Origin of the sequence: Pectobacterium sp. S5 (assembly GCF_051707265.1) — a bacterium.
Taxonomy (GTDB): domain Bacteria; phylum Pseudomonadota; class Gammaproteobacteria; order Enterobacterales; family Enterobacteriaceae; genus Pectobacterium; species Pectobacterium polare.
Map to the genome: position 1 here is coordinate 1302074 of NZ_JAULSZ010000001.1, position 18459 is coordinate 1320532.

General features: G+C 54.7%; 14 protein-coding genes and 2 tRNA genes. 11 read left to right on the forward strand and 5 right to left on the reverse strand.

The window, feature by feature from the left end:
- Window positions 1–49: 49 nt before the first annotated feature.
- Window positions 50–2308, reverse strand: a complete 2259-nt coding sequence (locus tag QWJ20_RS05835) for a molybdopterin-dependent oxidoreductase (RefSeq protein WP_433992056.1) — start codon at window positions 2306–2308, stop codon at window positions 50–52.
- Window positions 2309–2722: 414 nt separating this feature from the next.
- Here QWJ20_RS05835 and QWJ20_RS05840 point away from each other — a divergent pair, with 414 nt between their 5' ends.
- The 7 genes from QWJ20_RS05840 to QWJ20_RS05870 are packed head-to-tail and all read left to right on the forward strand — an operon-like array spanning window position 2723 to window position 11004.
- A complete protein-coding gene (locus QWJ20_RS05840) occupies window positions 2723–4309 on the forward strand; it encodes an ABC transporter substrate-binding protein (protein WP_095993873.1) in 1587 nt (528 codons plus the stop codon).
- Between the two features lie 51 nt (window positions 4310–4360).
- On the forward strand, window positions 4361–5347 hold the full coding sequence (locus QWJ20_RS05845) for an ABC transporter permease (RefSeq protein ID WP_095701845.1): 987 nt from the start codon (window positions 4361–4363) through the stop codon (window positions 5345–5347).
- A 1-nt stretch (window position 5348) separates the two neighbouring features.
- Window positions 5349–6284 carry an ABC transporter permease gene (locus QWJ20_RS05850; RefSeq protein ID WP_249715407.1) on the forward strand — a complete coding sequence of 312 codons (936 nt, stop codon included), beginning with the start codon at window positions 5349–5351 and terminating at the stop codon, window positions 6282–6284.
- Window positions 6281–8002 (forward strand): ABC transporter ATP-binding protein, encoded by a 1722-nt coding sequence (locus QWJ20_RS05855; protein ID WP_433992057.1) that lies wholly within the window; start codon window positions 6281–6283, stop codon window positions 8000–8002. Before QWJ20_RS05850 ends, QWJ20_RS05855 begins: the two co-directional genes overlap by 4 nt.
- A 55-nt stretch (window positions 8003–8057) precedes the next feature.
- Window positions 8058–9338: a M20 aminoacylase family protein gene (locus QWJ20_RS05860; protein ID WP_433992388.1), complete on the forward strand. Its 1281-nt coding sequence runs from the start codon at window positions 8058–8060 to the stop codon at window positions 9336–9338.
- 3 nt (window positions 9339–9341) lie between these two features.
- Entirely contained in the window at window positions 9342–10043 is a 702-nt protein-coding gene (locus QWJ20_RS05865) for a TetR family transcriptional regulator (protein WP_433992058.1), read from the forward strand.
- A gap of 43 nt (window positions 10044–10086) precedes the next feature.
- A complete protein-coding gene (locus tag QWJ20_RS05870; RefSeq protein WP_433992059.1) occupies window positions 10087–11004 on the forward strand; it encodes a 4-hydroxy-tetrahydrodipicolinate synthase family protein in 918 nt (305 codons plus the stop codon).
- 88 nt (window positions 11005–11092) lie between these two features.
- On the opposite strand, the gene mltA is transcribed toward QWJ20_RS05870, so the two are convergent.
- Both mltA and QWJ20_RS05880 read right to left on the reverse strand, forming a co-directional pair.
- Entirely contained in the window at window positions 11093–12223 is a 1131-nt protein-coding gene (gene mltA / locus QWJ20_RS05875) for a murein transglycosylase A (RefSeq protein WP_226308545.1), read from the reverse strand.
- The gene (locus QWJ20_RS05880; RefSeq protein WP_433992060.1) at window positions 12126–12479 is read right to left on the reverse strand and encodes a hypothetical protein; all 354 of its coding nucleotides are present in this window, start codon (window positions 12477–12479) and stop codon (window positions 12126–12128) included. The genes mltA and QWJ20_RS05880 overlap by 98 nt, the downstream gene beginning before the upstream one ends.
- 35 nt (window positions 12480–12514) lie before the next feature.
- On the opposite strand from QWJ20_RS05880, the gene QWJ20_RS05885 reads away from it, so the two are divergent.
- Window positions 12515–12591 (forward strand) — tRNA-Met (locus tag QWJ20_RS05885).
- Between the two features lie 72 nt (window positions 12592–12663).
- Window positions 12664–12740: transfer RNA gene (locus tag QWJ20_RS05890), tRNA-Met, on the forward strand.
- Between the two features lie 184 nt (window positions 12741–12924).
- Here the strand turns inward: QWJ20_RS05890 and amiC are convergent.
- Complete coding sequence (amiC, locus tag QWJ20_RS05895; protein ID WP_433992061.1) at window positions 12925–14169, reverse strand: N-acetylmuramoyl-L-alanine amidase AmiC; 1245 nt, start codon at window positions 14167–14169, stop codon at window positions 12925–12927.
- 260 nt (window positions 14170–14429) lie between these two features.
- Between amiC and argA the strand changes: the two genes are divergently transcribed.
- Window positions 14430–15773, forward strand: coding sequence for an amino-acid N-acetyltransferase (gene argA / locus QWJ20_RS05900; RefSeq protein WP_174866179.1), 1344 nt, complete (start codon window positions 14430–14432; stop codon window positions 15771–15773).
- A gap of 64 nt (window positions 15774–15837) precedes the next feature.
- On the opposite strand, the gene QWJ20_RS05905 is transcribed toward argA, so the two are convergent.
- Window positions 15838–17034 carry an L-talarate/galactarate dehydratase gene (locus QWJ20_RS05905; RefSeq protein WP_433992062.1) on the reverse strand — a complete coding sequence of 399 codons (1197 nt, stop codon included), beginning with the start codon at window positions 17032–17034 and terminating at the stop codon, window positions 15838–15840.
- Between the two features lie 326 nt (window positions 17035–17360).
- On the opposite strand from QWJ20_RS05905, the gene QWJ20_RS05910 reads away from it, so the two are divergent.
- On the forward strand, window positions 17361–18383 hold the full coding sequence (locus QWJ20_RS05910) for a LacI family DNA-binding transcriptional regulator (RefSeq protein WP_433992063.1): 1023 nt from the start codon (window positions 17361–17363) through the stop codon (window positions 18381–18383).
- The last annotated feature ends 76 nt before the right edge of the window (window positions 18384–18459 follow it).

The window sequence follows — 18459 nt, forward strand, 5'->3', positions numbered from 1 at the left end:
CAAAGTCACAGGAAAATAAAACCGCGAGAAAAAGCGGCTCAGGATAGCGCTAAACCCGCACGACATCCACCAGACAGCTCATGGCGTTCGGTCCCTGCGTCAGCGGCGACGTGCCGATATCCAGCGTCAGTACATTCGCATTGCCTGATTGTTCAACCTGATGCCACGTTTTCTGGCCGAAGCCGGGCTCAAACCAGGCACCGGTCGACATAATCACCACGCCCGGCGTAACGCCGTCGGTAATCTGTACGCCTGCCAGAATACGGCCACGCGCATTTCTGACTTCCACCTGCGAGCGATCGATGATATCTCGCGCCGCAGCATCTTGCGGGTGCATATAAAGCGTCTCTTTTCCTGCGGTCTTATTTGCAGCAACCTGCGGTGTAGCGGCCAGCTGGCTGTGCAAACGGTCGGACGGCTGAATGGAAATAAAGTGCAACGGCCATTCTTCCGTGCTTTTGGCTCCCAGCCATTCAACGGGAGGCTGCCACTCAGGATGCGGCGCAAAATCCGCATAGCCATAGCTGGCGATGGCAGAGCTAAACAATTCAATTTTACCGCTTGGCGTGCTGAGCGCATGCTGCTGCGGATCGCGGCGGAAATCCTCAAAAAACACAAACGGCTTTTCATCCATCGGGATTTCTACATGTCCCTGCTGCCAGAAATCCTCAAATGACGGCCAGCGGTCAGCGGCATCTCGCTGCCTTGAACGGCATTCATCATAAAGGTGTTCCAGCCACTGCTGCTCACTGCGATTTTGCGTAAACGCGTCGCCATAACCCAGACGCTCCGCCAGTTCGCTGAAGATATCCACGTCATTACGCGCCTGATGCTGCGGCGCAATCGCCTGATGCATGGCAAAGATAAAGCGATCGCGGGATGAGCCGCCGATATCATTACGCTCCAGCGTGGTGGTGACGGGCAGCACGATATCCGCCATCTGCGCCGCTGGCGTCCAGACGATATCCTGCACAATCACCGTATCCGGCTTGCGCCAGCCGTCCACCAGACGGTTCAACTGCTGGTGATGATGGAACGGATTACCGCCCGCCCAGTGAATCAGATGAATATCGGGGTAAGTATGGGTTTCGCCCTGAAAGGTATAAGGCGTTCCCGGATGCAGTAGCATATCGGCGATACGCGCCACGGGGATCGCCTTCCCCGCGTTCGGGGTTGATGGAGAAGCCGGCGCAGGCGTTGAAATACGCTCGTTGCCGACGCTGTTCATCGAACCGTGGCCGAAGGAGAATCCGCCGCCCGGTAACCCCACCTGCCCCAGCATGGAAGACAGCGCAATCATCATCCAGTAAGGCTGTTCACCACGGTGGGCGCGCTGCACGGAGTAAGAGCAGGTAATAAAACTGCGTACGCCAATCAGCTGCTGCGCCAGACGCCGGATGCGCTCGGCGGGAATGCCCGTGATATCGCTGGCCCATTCGGGGGTTTTCACCACGCCGTCGCCGCGACCGTGCAAATAGTCACTCAGTTGTTCGTAGCCAACGCAGTAGCGTTGCAGAAAATCCTTATCATCAGCACCCAAGCGCTGAATTTCATAGCCCAGCGCCAGCATCAAAGCGACATCGGTATTCGGGCGGATAGGAATCCACTCGGCATTCACAAATTCAGGACAGTCATCGCGCATCGGGCTGATGTTAATGACCGGAATCCCTTTCGCCACCAGCGCTTCCAGCGCGGGCTTAAGCGTGTGGTGCCCGGCACCGCCGGATGCCACCTGTGCGTTTTTCAACGCCAGACCGCCAAACGCGAGGAAAATATCACAGTGCTCGGCGACGCTGCGCCATTCGGTCACTTTGCCCGTCAGCGGGTGGAAAGTGCCGATCACGTACGGCAGGAAGAACTGCGCCGCGCCCCAGCTGTAATTGCCTTGCTGATCGACCGCGCCGCCACCAGAGAAATAGAAGCGTCGAACCTGAGAACGCGCGTGGTGATAGCGTCCGGCAGAGGACCAGCCGTAGGAACCGGCAAACAGGCCGTCCGCACCATAGCGATCGCGAATACGGCGATTCTCCTGCGCGACCAGATCGAGCGCGACGTCCCAATCCACTTCAACAAAATCTTCCCGGCCACGCAGCGTTCTGTCGCTGTTTTCGCGTTTCTGAAGCCAGGAACGACGCACCGAAGGACGACGGATACGTCGGTCGGAATACACCAGCGGCACGATAGAATCGAGCATGGCGGACGGTGCCGGATCGTCGGCAAACGGCTCGCAACGAATCAGCTTGCCGTCTTCAACCACAGCGGTAAACGCGCCCCAGTGCGCAAGATGTGGATAACGTTTAATCGCCATGACAACCTCAGAATAATTAATTAGCAGGCTGGATAATAACCTGAATTATCCGTGCTCCCAACAGCAAGAAGAGTGAATAGCTTATGCGTAATGTGACATTACTTATCCATATTTAAACGTTCGTTTAAAACACACGTTGGGCTAGGGTTTAACCAGAAAATAAAGAGTAGGTTCAGGCCGTTTTATTATTTTTTCGTTATTCAAACCAGGAACGCAGCATGAAACCCATTACGCCACACAGCAACGGTAATGACGTTATTTCATTACTGCCCCGATGTTGACTTAATTCAGCCTGATTTCTCTTCCTCCTGAAGAGAACGGTTTTTTGTCACCCAAAACACATCATTCAAAACACGCAATTAAAAAAATAAAGGCGGAGCGCACAACGCTGCCCTCTGCATACGGATGGGAAATATGAAAAAGAATTTACTCTTGTCAGCGTTAATTCTGACGTCTTCGCTCTTCGGCCTTGCCGCACAGGCAGAAACGCCGACGCCCAAGCGCGGCGGCACGCTGAACTTTTTAGCCGAGCCTGAGCCGCCCGTATTAACCAGCCTGGTTAGCACCAGCGGCGCAGTAATGAAGGTCAACGCCAAGGTGATTGAAGGTCTGTTGAATTACGATTTCGATATGAAGCCAACCCCGCAGCTGGCGACCAGTTGGTCAGTAAGCCCGGACGGCAAACAATATACGTTCCATTTGCGTAAAGGCGTGAAATGGCATGATGGGCAAGACTTCACCTCTGCGGACGTCGCGTTTTCTATTCTGACCGTCAAGAAATACAATTCACGCGGTCAGGGCACGTTTGCCAACGTCACCGAAGTGAAAACCCCCGATCCGTATACCGCGATCCTAGAGCTGTCCAAACCCGCACCTTACCTGCTGAGCGCGTTCTCCGCCAACGAAGCGCCCATCGTGCCGAAACACTTGTACGAAGGCACAAACATTCTGTCGAACCCTCACAATACCGCACCGATTGGTACGGGTCCGTTCGTCTTCAAAGAATGGGTTCGTGGCAGCCATATCCTGTATGAACGCAATCCAAATTACTGGGACAGCCCCAAACCTTACGTCGATAAACTGGTGGTGAAAATCATTCCCGATGCCGCCACTCGCACGATTGCTCTTGAAACTGGCGCGCTGGATCTGGGAAGCGACTCTCCCGTTCCGCTGAGTGAAATTGAACGCATCAAGAAAAACCCCAAGCTGGGCATTGAAACCAACGGCTACGGTTACAGCCCGACGCAAACCCGCATCGAGTTCAATCTGGATAACCCTTACCTGAAGAACCTGAAAGTTCGTCAGGCCATTGCGCACAGCATCAATATTGATGTGTTGAAAAACGTGGTGTGGTACGGCTATGCGGTAAGTTCACCGACGCCGATTACGCCAGAACTGGCGCAGTTCCATGATGCAACGCCGTCACCTTATGGCTTCGATATTGCCAAAGCGAACAAACTACTGGACGAAGCAGGCTTCCCACGTCAGGCAAACGGTATCCGCTTCAAGCTGGTACATGATTTCATGCCCTATGGCGATAGCTTCAAACGCGTAGCGGAATACCTCAAATCCGCGCTGGCCAAAGTCGGGATTGACGTCACCATTCGCTCGCAGGATTTCGCCACCTTCGTTAAGCGCGTTTATACCGACCGCGACTTTGACTTCAACAACGGTTCCATCTCGAACCTGTTCGATCCCGCCGTGGGCGTACAGCGCCTGTACTGGTCAAAAACCTATCAACCGGGCGTGCCTTTCGGCAACGGCTCACATTACAGCAATCCAGAGGTAGACCGTCTGCTTGAACAGGCCTCGGTGGAAACCGATCCTGAAAAACGCGTGGAACTGTACAAGCAGTTCCAGCGCATCATCGCCACGGATATTCCCGATTTGAACCTGCTCCAAATTAAGCGCCAGACGATTTACAACAAGCGCGTACATAACGTCGTCACGGATATTCAGGGCGTCAACGGCAGCCTGGCTGACGTGTGGCTGGATCAGTAATCGCAAGACAGCATTCCCCTGCGCGGCAGGGGAACTTCATGAAGGTATGTGATGAATAAAGTAGAACGAATCGGGCGCGTACTCTGGCGCACGCTGCTCCATGCGCTGCCAACGGCGATTGGCATTGTCATTCTGGTGTTTTTCCTGTTGCAGCTGGTGCCGGGAGACGCCGTTGATGTACTGGCTGGCGAATCGGGCAATGCAACCGAAGCGACGATGGCACACCTGCGCGCTCAGTTCGGTCTCGATCAACCCATACTGCAACAGCTTTCTGTCTATTTGGGCAATTTGGCGCAGTTCAGCCTCGGTTTTTCGCCTCGCTATAACGCGCCGGTGATGGATCTGATCCTGTCGCGGCTGCCGGGCACGCTGTTCCTGATGCTGCTGTCACAGGTTTTCGCCATCATCATCGGCATAACGCTGGGAACGATCATGGCGGTGTGGGCAGGTAAATGGCCCGACCGCCTGCTCTCGCTGATCGCGCTGCTGCTCTACTCCACGCCGGGATTCTGGATCGGCCTGATGACGCTGATTCTGTTTTCTGTACATCTCGATTGGCTGCCAAGCGGCGGCAATATCACCATCGGCGCAAACCTCACTGGCTGGGCGTATTTCAAGGATATGTTGCAACATGCCATCCTGCCGGTTGTGGCGCTGAGCAGCTTTTTTATCGCCATTTACGCCCGCCTGACTCGCGCGGCCATGTTGGAAATTGCCCAGCAGGATTTCGTGCGCACCGCACATGCCAAAGGGCTGTCGCCGCTGTGGGTTACCGTCAGGCACATTCTGCGCTGTGCGCTGCTGCCTATCACGACCGTTGCCGGTATGCACTTCGGCAATCTGCTGGGGGGAGCGGCCGTGGTCGAGACGGTCTTTAGCTGGCCGGGACTGGGCCGTCTGGCGCTGGAAGCAGTGATGGCGCGTGACTTCAACGTCTTGTTAGGCGTCCTGCTGCTTTCCGCCTTCTTAGTCATTTTGGCTAACGTGCTGGTGGACTTACTGCAATCCTGGCTCGATCCCCGAATTAAGGCGCGCTGATATGAATCACCTTTCCCCTGACAATCTCACACCGAAGAAAGCCGCAGCGGACGGCGTTAGCTCAGCGGCAACTCGCCCGTTAAAAACGCCTTTTCGCCTGTCGCCGGAGGTGCGTGCATTTATCCGCAACCCCGCGGGGATGGCCGGCCTGCTGTTACTGATGACGGTATTTCTGATGGCCGCTTTCGCACCGTTGCTGTATCCCGGCGATCCGCTGGATATGGTCGCTCAGCCTTTCTTATGGCCGGGCGACAATCCTGATTTCCCGTTAGGAACCGATTCGATGGGTCGGGATGTCGCCGCCGGAATTGTCCACGGTTCACAGGTTTCTTTGCAGATCGGCTTCTCGGCGGTCATTGTCAGCCTGTTCATTGGCACTGTCGTCGGTGCGCTGGCGGGCTATTTTGGCGGTCGGGTTGATGACCTGCTGGTGCATATCACCGAACTATTCCAGACCTTCCCAACCTTTTTACTGGTCGTGGTGTTGGTCGCCATCGGTTCACCGTCGGTTACGCTGATTTCACTGGCCATCGGGATTGCCTCCTGGCCAACGATTGCACGTCTGGTGCGAGCCGAATTTCGCTCGCTGCGTGAAAGCGATTTTGTGTTAGCCGCACGCAGTCAGGGATTTTCCAGCCTGCGTATCATCTTTCAGGAAATGCTACCGAACGCGCTGCCGTCGATCATCGTCACCACGTCGGTCATGGTTGCATCAGCCATTTTGATTGAATCCGCCCTGTCCTTCTTAGGCTTTGGCGATCCGAACCGCGTGAGCTGGGGCAGCATGATCGGCGCAGGCCGGGAATCGCTGCGTACCGCCTGGTTTCTTACCGCCTTGCCCGGTACCGCACTGGTCTTAACCGTACTGTCACTGAATCTGGTTGGCGACGCGTTGAACGATGCTCTGAATCCACGGTTACGGGGGAGAAGCGCATGAAGCCGCTGGTCGATATTCAAGATTTACGCGTTGATTTTCCCGGTCATCAGGCCGTTCGAGGACTAAACCTGACGATTAACGCTGGAGAAACGCTGGCGCTGGTCGGTGAATCCGGCTGTGGTAAATCCGCGACGGCGCTGTCTCTGATGCGACTGGTCGCCGAACCGGGGAAAATCAGCGGCCGCATCCTGTTTGATGGACAGGATCTGCTGACCCTGCCGGATCGACAGATGCGCCAGCTGCGTGGCAATGCGCTGTCGATGATTTTTCAGGAACCGATGACCTCGCTCAATCCGGTGCTTTCCATCGGGCAACAGATTAGCGAAACGCTGCGGTTGCATGAGGCGCTGACGCCCGCACAGGCACGAACGCGCGCCATCGAGCTGCTGGATCTGGTCAAGATCCCTGAACCAGCGCGCCGGGTGGATGACTATCCACATAACCTTTCTGGCGGGCAGCGTCAGCGCGTTATGATCGCCATGGCGGTAGCGTGCCGACCGCGCCTGCTGATTGCCGATGAGCCGACCACGGCGCTGGACGTCACCATTCAGGCACAAATTCTGGCTCTGCTGGATAACCTGCGTCGTGAATTCTCGATGAGCCTGCTGCTGATTACCCACGATCTTGGGCTGGTGGCGCAATGGGCTGACCGCGTAGCGGTGATGTATGCCGGGCAAAAGGTAGAAGAAGCACAGGCAACTGACCTGTTTCAGTCATCTACACACCGCTTCTCCCCCAAACACAGCTATACCCGCGGGCTGTTAGCGACATCGCTGCACATGGATCAGGACAGACACTACCGTACCCATCGGCTGGCGGAAATCCATCACGCGCCAACGGACGAAGGCTTTACGCTGCTGACGCCGCCTACCCTGATTCATCGTGCCACGGATACGAGCCAGCAGCCGCTGCTTTCACTGAAAAATATTCAGACCCGCTATTCAACAGCGCAGGGCAAAGTGCTGGCCGTTGACGATGTGTCACTGACTATTTTACCCGGAGAAACGCTCGGTCTGGTGGGCGAATCCGGCTGTGGTAAATCCACCCTGTCCAAAACCATTCTGCGCCTGCTACCGCCTTCACACGGGCAAATTGTGTTCGATGGGCAAGACATCACCACACTGAAAGAATCACGGCTGAAAGCGCTGCGCCAGCGGGTGCAGATGATCTTTCAGGATCCTTACGCTTCGCTGAATCCACGCCACAGCATTCAGCATATTCTTGAAACGCCGCTGATTGTGCACGGCCTGGGCGATCGTTCGCAGCGACAGCAGGCGATCAAAAATATCATCGATCGTGTCGGTCTGCCGCAAAGCAGCCTGAGCCGCTATCCCCATGAATTTTCCGGCGGGCAGCGCCAGCGTATCGGTATTGCTCGTGCGCTGGTGGTACGTCCTTCGCTGGTAATTTGCGACGAGCCGGTGTCCGCACTCGATGTCTCGATTCAAGCGCAAATACTCAATCTGTTGGTTGAGTTAAAAAACGAAATGGGTCTATCGCTGCTGTTTATTTCCCACGATCTCGCGGTGGTGCGCTATATCGCCGACCGGGTCATGGTGATGCAAAACGGGCGCTGCGTGGAAAGTGGCGATCACCACAGCATCTGGCACCAGCCACAGCACCCGTACACCCGCAAACTGATCGATGCCGTCCCCGGCGGCGGGCAGCGTGATGCGCCTGTGCCTCCACAGCAACTGAGCAGACAGGCGCATGGATAAGAGCAGAGAACGCATAATGAATACATCGACACCAGCCGCTATTGATCAAACGGCGATGGAATCGGTCATTCAGGATTTTTTACCTGAGCTGATTGCGATTCGTCACCATATTCATCAGCACCCAGAAATCGGCTTTGAAGAGGTTGCTACCGCGCAACTGGTGGCAGAAAAGCTGGCGGCGTGGGGGCTTGCCGTCACAACGGGCATCGGTGGAACGGGCGTGGTCGCCACCCTACGTGGCCGTTATCCCGGTGAAGACAGCATCGGCCTGCGGGCAGATATGGATGCGCTGTATATCAATGAGAAAACGGACCTGCCCTATGCCTCGGTGCATGCTGGGAAAATGCATGCCTGCGGACACGATGGACACACCACCATGCTGCTGGGCGCCGCACGCTATTTGTCTCAGCACCCCGACTTTGCTGGCACAGTGCATTTTATTTTCCAGCCCGCGGAAGAGGGATTAGGTGGCGGACTTGCCATGCTCAATGACGGCCTGCTGACCACATTCCCCTGCAACCGACTGTTTGGCCTACATAACAAGCCCGGTATCGAGGTGGGTCAATTCGCGATTCGCAGCGGACCGATGCTGGCGGCCAGCGACACCTGGCAGGTCACGTTTCACGGCACAGGCGGACACGGCGGTTCAGGCGTCCACCTCTCTATCGACCCGACGCTGCCCGCCGCGCAATTTATGCTTGGGCTGCAAACCATCGTCAGTCGCAGCGTTCCTGCAATGGATGCGGCGGTGCTCAGCATCGGCCATATTCAGGGCGGCGATATCCATGCCCCAAACGTTATCCCTGACCGCGTCATCCTTAAAGGCACCGGACGCAGCTACTCGCCGAGCGTGCGCCACCTGCTGGAAACGCGCCTGCGAGCGCTGGCACACAGCACCGCACAAGGTTTTGGTGCAACGGCCGACGTGCATTATGAACGGCAATATCCCGCGCTGGTTAACGATACGCACGCCACACAGTTAGCCGTTAATGCCGCTGCGCAGGTGGTCGGACTCGAACAGGTCGACACTGCGATGACGCCGCTGCTGGGCGCAGAAGATTTTGCCTACATGCTGGAGCAGCGCCCCGGCGCATTCATGATGCTGGGAAACAGCGACAAAAATGCGGCCAACGTGCATCACCTGCATACCCCGCACTACGACTTTAATGATGCACTGATCCCATTAGGTATCCGCTATTGGGCAACGCTGGTTTATCAAGAACTGACGTTATCGGGAACCGGGTCTAGCGGGAACGACAGCGCATTTCCCCACGGCCTCAATATAACAACGCATGGCGTCGGTGCATCCGACGGCAAGCGTGAGCAAAAAGGATGAATCATGGTGGCGTTATTGAAAACCAAAGATCAAAGCAAAGAAAAAGAGGCAGACATTAAACAGCGCATCCTGCGTGAAGCCATCACGATCTTCGCCTGCAAAGGCAGTGAGCTAACGACGATTCGCGAAATAACGGAAGCGACCAACGTGAATGTGGCTTCGGTGAATTATTACTTTGGTTCGAAAGAAGGATTACTGCGTGCCGTGTTGGACAACGTTCTTGGCCCGTTAAATGACGAAAGAACGCGTCTGCTGGATGAGGTGGAAAAGGCTAATCACGGTGATGAACTGCCCGTTGCCGCGCTGCTGGATGCGCTGTTGCGACCGTTGGTTAAAACCGCTCGCACGCCCGACGGCGGACGCATTGTCGTTCGCCTGTTACAGCATCTGCGGGCAACACCGGGTCTGGAAGTCACCACCCTGCTTTCGGCCCAGTTTGATCACGTCGCTCACCGTTTTATCGATGCCTTTTCTCGTGCGTTACCGGCGCTATCGCGCGCGGAAGTTATCTGGCGTTATGAATTTGCCCGAGGTGCCGCCATGCACGTGTTAACCGACGCCGATCCGCGTTCTGGCCGTCTGGCATTGCTCTCCAAAGGGCTGTGTGACAACCGCGATGACGATCGCGTGCTGTCGCACCTATTACGTTTTGTCGAGGCGGGTTTTACCGCCAAACCACTGACTGAGACATCACTTCAGTCCTGACTTTTCGTTATTAGCAACACGTTTACATTGACAGGAAACAGACATGAGCAGAGAAAAAATTGAAGGGTCATTCGTTGCCCTCATTACGCCTTTTAATGACGATGGCAGCGTGGATTTCGGCGCATTTGAGGCGTTATTAAAATTCCAGGAAGACAACGGCACGGCGGCCGTTTTGATTATGGGCTCAACCGGGGAAGTGTCCATGCTGTCCCCAGATGAGAGAAAAGCGATCATCCGCCGAACCGCGCAATACAGCACCAGCAAAATGAAGCTGTTCTATGGCTGTACCGGTAACAATACCGATACCACCATCGACTATGTTCGCTATGCACATGACAACGGCGCAGACGGTGCGATTATCGCCGCCCCCGCCTATATCTGTGCCAGTGAGAGCGACATCGAAAGCTACTTTCTGGAAATTGCAGATGCGACCGATTTGCCGTTAGGGATTTATAACAACCCGCCGCGCGTAAAAACGGACCTACACTGGACATCGCTGCTGCGTATTTTCCAACACCCGAACTACGTCATTCATAAAGAATCCACCACCCGCGTGGGCCAGGTCGCACAAGTGCTGGCAGGCAATCCCGATGTGTCGGTGATGTGCTGCGATTCGCCTAATCTGGGTCTGGTGGTGCCAACGATGTCGTTGGGCGGACATGGAACAGCCAACATGACGGGCAATATTGCCCCGGCAGAACTGGCCGAAATTTCTCGTCCGTGGAAAAACGGCGAGGATGCAGAGCGCTTCCGTAAGGCGTATCAGCATTTGCTGCCGCTGCTGCATTACACCTACTCGGCAATCAATCCCGTGGCGGTGAAATCGTTGATGAAGGCAGTCGGATTACCAGCAGGCAGCCTGCGCCGTCCACTGCGGGATTTGCAGGGCGAAGCGTTGGATTCCGGTGTTCGTATCGTGAACGAATTAGGATTGAGCAGCAAATACGGCTTTAACCGCTGATTCTATTCTGGTGCGTGGAGAGCAAGCGTCTCGTCTCAGAAGTGGCTCATCTTGACACCACTTCTGAGATTTCAAACGAAAGAGATGACTACTGTGGATTGTTGACGAACAGCGATCCCGAACTGTTCGTCGGGCTGCTTTGCGCGTTCTTCAAAACCCAGACCCGGCCATAGTGGTTATAGAAGCCCGCCGAGTGACCGGCATCCGGCCCAATGCCCTGATACATATCGAAGTGCTGGCCTTTAATCGCCCCGCCAACATCCAGCGCAATCATCAATCGCATTTCATACTTGCCAGTGAATTTACCTACGTTATCCAACAGCGGCACTTCCATTAGCAGAGCCGTACCTGCCGGGATCAGCGAACGGTCAGAAGCGACGGAGGCTTTCGCCACCAGCGGCACAGCGCTTGCCCCTTTGACAGGCGCAGACATCATTGGCTTAAAGAACACAAAGGAAGGATTCTGCTCAAACAACTCACGCACTTCATATTCGGTGTGCTGCTCCGCCCACTTGCGGATGGCCTGCATCGACATGTCTTCACGTGCAACTTCACCACGGTCGATCAGCACCTTACCAATGCTGCGGTAAGCGTGGCCGTTTTTGCCCGCATAGCCGAAGAACGTCAGCGGGCGTCCATCACCAAAATCAATATAGGCGCTGCCCTGCACTTCCATCATGAAGTTATCGACCAGCGAATTGGTCCAGGCGAGAACCAGTCGCTCATCCAGCGCGCCAGAATAAATGCCAGCACGATCTGGCAGTCGGCGGTTCTTTTTGCCCTTTGACGGCATAGCATATAAAGGATGGCGGAATTCACCCTGACGGGTATGGCGCGCCTGCAGCACTGGCGTGTAGTAACCCGTGAACTGCACGTTACCAAAGTTATCAACGCCTTCCATCTGCCAGGCGTTCAGGCCAAACTTGCTCAGCTCGCGGGTGTCCGCACCGGACATCATCCAGCTTTCAATCGCCTGAAAGGTCGTATTATTGCGCGAATACAGATTAGGTGACGCCGAGCGGATTTCAGAAACCTGAGTCATGAAATCCCGCGCGTTGACCGGTTTTCCTTTGGCACTAGGTTCATTCACCAATTCCAGAGGCTGGTTGAGGTGACCATCTTTATATTGCTGCCCGCGATCGGTTGGCCTGGATTGGCACCCCGCCAGAATGGCAATGACCACTGCGGTCAGCACGTACTTTCCCCACCGTCCCTTCATCTTTTCGCTCGCTTTTTACATCAAAAAATTTACCGTCGAACGATAACAAACAGCTATCGAGAAAGGAATGGGAGAGCACATAAATCCACGGGTCAAGCGTATGCTGCTCGGCACACGGCATCGTAAAAATCGATTTTTCTGTTAATCGTCGCATTACGTTCACAAAGCCATCCATTCGGTGATAAATCAATCCATCCGGTGGTAAATCAATCACCTGACGACCCAATGCCGCGTTTTTTACAGAAATAGGTTGCATCAATGTTCATGGAGAGTATAGTGCGCATCCACGGACGCGGGGTGGAGCAGCCTGGTAGCTCGTCGGGCTCATAACCCGAAGGTCGTCGGTTCGAATCCGGCCCCCGCAACCAATTGATGTGAGTCGTCCATCAAGAAAAGTGRAMGMAGTAAAAGRTAGYCAGTAGTCAATAAGYTAGTACGGACGCGGGGTGGAGCAGCCTGGTAGCTCGTCGGGCTCATAACCCGAAGGTCGTCGGTTCGAATCCGGCCCCCGCAACCAATTAAGACTCTCTTTCATTACGTTCTGTTCGATTAAGAACGCAGCGATAAAGCACCTTAACAGGTGCTTTTTTGTTTTCTACGCATTATCTGTTTTCTGTTTCTACGACCATGCCCCAGACATCATTCCCTTTGAACCGCGCCAGTTAGGCGCGGTCATCGCGTGTGCTACATCGACAACACAACTACCGCTCAGCCTGACTGGCAAAGTAGGCTTTAATGCCTGCAAAAATGGATTCCGCAATTTGCTGCTGGAAATGGCTGGTACGCAGCTTGCGCTCTTCTTCCAGATTGCTGATAAATGCCGTCTCAACCAGAACAGACGGAATATCCGGCGCTTTCAGTACTGCAAATCCGGCCTGATCGACACTGTTTTTATGCAGACGATTCACCCTACCCAGCCGGGTCAGGATCTCTTTACCAAACTTCAGGCTGTCACCAATCGTCACGGTCTGCACCAGATCGAACATGGTGTGATCCAGATAGCGATCGCCGCTCATGCTCACGCCACCGATCAAATCCGATTCGTTCTGGGTCTCAGCAAGGAATCTGGCGGCAGTACTGGTTGCCCCTTTCTTCGACAGGGCAAAAACTGACGATCCTCTTGCCGATCGATTGGTAAACGCATCCGCATGAATCGAAATGAACAGATCGGCACGCTGCTTGCGCGCTTTCGCCACCCGCACGCGCAGCGGAATGAACACATCTTCATTACGCGTCATATAGGCTTTCATGTTGGATTCATTATCAATCAGCTTGCGCAAACGGCGGGCGATTTGCAGCACGATGTCTTTCTCGCGCGTTTTATTCTTGCCAATCGCACCGGGATCTTCACCGCCGTGGCCGGGGTCGAGCATGATAATCAGCGGACGATCCCGCCCGGCTTTTCCGACTTTCGGCGCTTCTGCCGGCAGCGTACGTTCCAGATCGCCTTTGTTGTAATCCTCCAGCAGCGCCAACAGCGGGTCTTCTTCGTTGTCGTAACGACCTGCCGCAGGATACAAATCCAGCACCAGTCGATGCTTGAATTCAGCCACTGGCCCCAGCGTAAAGACTTTGGTCGTCGCCTGCTGCTTGAGCTCCAACACCAAGCGCACCGTGGTTTTATCGAACTGGCCGATGCGCGCTTCTTTAATCAGCGGGTCGTTATCCGACGTAAACTGGCTGGCGATCTCCTTCAGTACGCTGTTCAGATGAACATTTTCGATATCCACCACGATGCGTTCAGGATTACTCAGACTAAACTGTTTATATTTCAGCGGGTGATTGGATTCCAGCGTGACGCGGGTATAGGCGGAGGACGGCCAGACGCGCACGGCAACGACCTGCGTTGTCGCCGCTATTCCTACACCACTTACGCTTAACAGCCAGGTTGCTGCTGCGCTTTGTAATAGACGCCGTCGAGTCAGATGATGATTCGAATGAGACATGCCACTCCGATCTGATTGCTGTGCGCTATCCTGCATTGTTGTGCTGCGAATGCGCTGGATAGGCCATTAAAAAATGAATAAAGGTAAAAATTGTCAAAAACTTTAACGAATCTGTTCCATGCTGTCATGCAAAAATCCAGTGCAGGCCTTATAACAGGCGGATATCATAAATTTGAAGCATTAATCCTGACTTTTCTGGTTAATACTTCCTCTTGCCTTTTACGTCATAAAGAATAAAAATACAGAAATTACGAATAAAAATGCAAAGAGGGCTCGCAGTGAAGGAACGGAGTACAGAACTGGTTCAGGGCTTCCGCCATTCAGTTCCCTATATCAATGCCCACCGCGGCAAAACGTTTGTCATCATGTTAGGTGGCGAAGCCATTGAACATGCCAACTTCTCTAGCATCGTAAATGATATCGGGCTGCTACACAGTCTGGGGATCAAGCTGGTGGTCGTTTATGGCGCTCGTCCCCAGATCGATGCCAACCTGACAACGCATCACTACGAGCCTCTCTACCATAAAAACACACGCATCACCGACAGCACCACGCTGGAGCTGGTCAAGCAAGCCGCGGGAATGCTGCAGTTGGACATCACCGCCCGGCTGTCGATGAGCCTGAACAACACGCCGCTGCAAGGCGCCCACATTAATGTCGTCAGCGGTAACTTTATTATCGCGCAGCCGCTTGGCGTGGATGACGGTGTGGACTATTGCCACAGCGGCCGTATTCGCCGCATTGATGAAGAAGCCGTTCACCGCCAGCTGAATAGCGGTGCCATTGTGCTGCTCGGTCCGGTTGCGGTTTCAGTCACTGGTGAAAGTTTCAATTTAACCTCGGAAGAGGTCGCGACCCAGCTCGCTATTAAGCTGAAAGCGGAAAAGATGATCGGCTTCTGCTCCTCGCAGGGCGTAACCAATGAAGAAGGCAACATCATTTCCGAGCTGTTCCCCGACGATGCACAGCAGCGTATTGATGCGCTGGAACAGACTGGCGATTACCATTCGGGTACGGTCCGATTCCTGCGCGGCGCGGTCAAAGCCTGCCGCAGCGGCGTACGCCGTAGCCACCTGATCAGCTATCAGGACGACGGCGCGCTGCTGCAAGAACTGTTCTCACGCGACGGCATCGGTACGCAGATCGTGATGGAAAGCGCCGAGCAGGTTCGCCGTGCGACCATCAATGACATTGGCGGTATTCTGGAGCTGATTCGCCCGCTGGAAGAACAAGGTATTCTGGTCAGACGCTCACGCGAGCAGTTGGAAATGGAGATCGACAAATTCACCGTCGTGGTACGCGATAACCTGACTATCGCCTGCGCCGCGCTTTATCCGTTCCCGGAAGAAAGCATCGGCGAAATGGCCTGCGTCGCGGTTCACCCGGATTACCGCAGCTCATCACGCGGCGATATGCTGTTACTGCGCGTTGCCGCTCAGGCGCGTCAGCAGGGTCTGCAAAAGCTGTTCGTGCTGACGACGCACAGCATCCACTGGTTCCAGGAACGCGGCTTTTTACCTGCCGAAGTGGAAATGCTGCCGAAGAAAAAGCAGGCGCTGTATAACTACCAGCGTCGCTCGAAGATTCTGGTGCTGGATCTCTGAGTTATTCCACTCGATAACGCTTCTCGTGGCCGATCGTAAAATCGGCCACGCTGTTTTCATCTTCTTATGGCTGCTTGCCAAACTCACAGCTTAACGTTGTCCACTTCCTTGCCTGTTCACTCAGCGTAAATCCTAATCCCAGACGATCGGATACCCACATGCGCCCATCGCGCAGTTCTAGCTGCTCGTTGAAAAGCGGATTCAGCCACTCGAAGTGTTCCAGCCAGGGTTCAATCGGATAGGCCGCAGCAAGATGCAAATGCACTTCCATCGCAAAATGCGGTGCCAGTTTACGACCGTGCTTCGCGGCCAAATCCATGATTTTCAGGAAAGGCGAAATCCCGCCCACGCGCGGTGCATCCGGCTGGACGAAATCGCTGGCATTGCCGAGGATCAGCTGTTCATGCTCGCGGAAGCTGGTCAGCATCTCGCCAGTCGCAATCGGCGTATCCAGTGCCGCCGTCAGCGCCGCATGGCCTTCCACATCGTAGGCATCCAGCGGTTCTTCAATCCAGATCAGGTTAAAGGCTTCCATCTTTCTGCCCATCCGAATCGCCGTTTCGCGATCCCACTGCTGATTGGCATCCACCATCAGCGGGAAATCCTCTCCCAGCGCTTCACGCACTGCCGTGAGGCGACGGATATCCTCTGCCGTATTCGGCTGGCCGACTTTCAGTTTGATCCCACCGATGCCGCTTTCACGGGAGATCACGACATTTTTTAATACCTGATCCAATGGCGTGTGCAGGAAGCCGCCGGAGGTGTTGTAACACTGCACGGAATCACGGTGTGAGCCCAGCAGCTTCGACAGAGGCAGACCTGCGCGCTTGGCTTTCATATCCCACAGCGCGATGTCGAGCGGAGAAATCGCCTGCACCGCCATGCCACTGCGGCCAACCGATGCGCCAGCCCACAGCAGCTTGGTATAGATCTTATCGATATCGTTTGGATCTTCGCCCAGCAGGTTACCGGCAATCTCTTTCGCGTGGGCATAAATACCCTGTCCACCCGCCCGCTTGGAGTAGCTGAAGCCGACCCCTTCAAATCCATCACGACTGCGGATTTCCGCAAAAATAATGGCGACTTCGGTCAGCGGTTTCTGCCTTCCGGTCAGTACTTTCGCATCACTAACCGGCGTTGCCAGCGGCAAAAACGCCAGAGAGAGTTTTACCCATTCGATTCGATCGCCCGACTCGGCAGCCGTTCTGACGTTCGTGACTTTTGCATAGCTAACTGCTGCTGAATTTGCACTGATGGTCATGTCTCACCTCGTAAAATGATTGCGCTAACATTCATAAACAGAAGGAAGATAGCGATAAATGAAGAAAAAACATGCAACGCAGATCACATAATAATCATTATCACGATAAAACCGTCCATCAAGAGACAAAATTAATGATTGCGCAATCACCACAAAAAGTTAGAGGATACAGCAGAAATACCGCCTAGCCAGCTCTTGGGCCAGCCCGAAAAAGCGAGACAATTCGTCAGGTTGTCAGAAACACAGGCGACTGGTAAACCGATGTACCATCAACGATAATCCAGCGACATGTGAATATGCGCGCAGCCTCAGAAGGGAACCCGTGATTGAAACGCGATAAGAACGCCAGCAGCATGCGGCCACATGCTCCCACGCTTGAAGATGTAGCGCGCGCCGCAGGCATTTCGCCCATGACCGTCAGCCGCGCGTTGAACAATCCTAAGATTGTTCGTGCAGAAACCGTGAACAAGGTGATGGAAGCGGTCCGCGCCACGGGTTATATTCCCAATATGTTAGCGGGCGGGCTAGCCTCCCGACGCAGTAAGCTGATCGCCGTCGTTGTTCCGCAAATCAATAACAACATGTTCGTTGATACCGTTCAGGCGATCAGCGATGAGCTGGCCGCACGCGGTTACCACATGCTGCTGTGCGTTGCTGGCTATACCAATGAATCTGAGGCGGAGATTGTCGCTACCCTGCTTTCTCGTCGCCCGGACGGGATCGTTCTCACCGGTATTCACCACACGCCCGAACTCAAACGTCTTCTGCTCAACGCCACGATCCCCGTGGTAGAAATCTGGGATCTCACCCCGACGCCGCTTGATATGCTGGTCGGTTTTTCCCATGAAAGTATCGGGAACGCCATTGGGCACTATTTGCAGGGTAAAGGACATTCGCGCTTTGGCCTTGTCTGGACCGAAGACGCGCGTGCCGGGCTGCGTAAGAAAGGCATTTACGACGTCATACAAAAACAGCCGGGAAGCTACGTGCATGAAGCCATCGCCCCGTGGCCTGCGACGCTGGCGTTAGGGCGACAAGGGCTGAGTGAACTTCTGGCTAATGGCGACGTTTTTGATGCCATTATTTGCAGTTCCGATACGCTGGCACAGGGCGTGATGATCGAAGCGGCTGCCAGAGGATTAGCCGTACCGAAGCAACTGGCAGTCATGGGGTTTGGCGATCTGGATTTCGCTGCACACAGCACACCGACGATTACAACGGTCAGAGTCGATCGCTGGAAGATCGGCACCGACGCGGCGGCAATGCTGGCAGAAAAAATTGAGGGGAAGAGCGTACCCTCCCCTATCGTGGATATTGGTTTTTCACTGATTGAACGCGAGTCTGCCTGACGTTCTATTCATCACATTTGATTGCCCTTACCGACTCGGCCCGCCGTGGGCCTTGCCAGTCTGCAACGCCAATGAT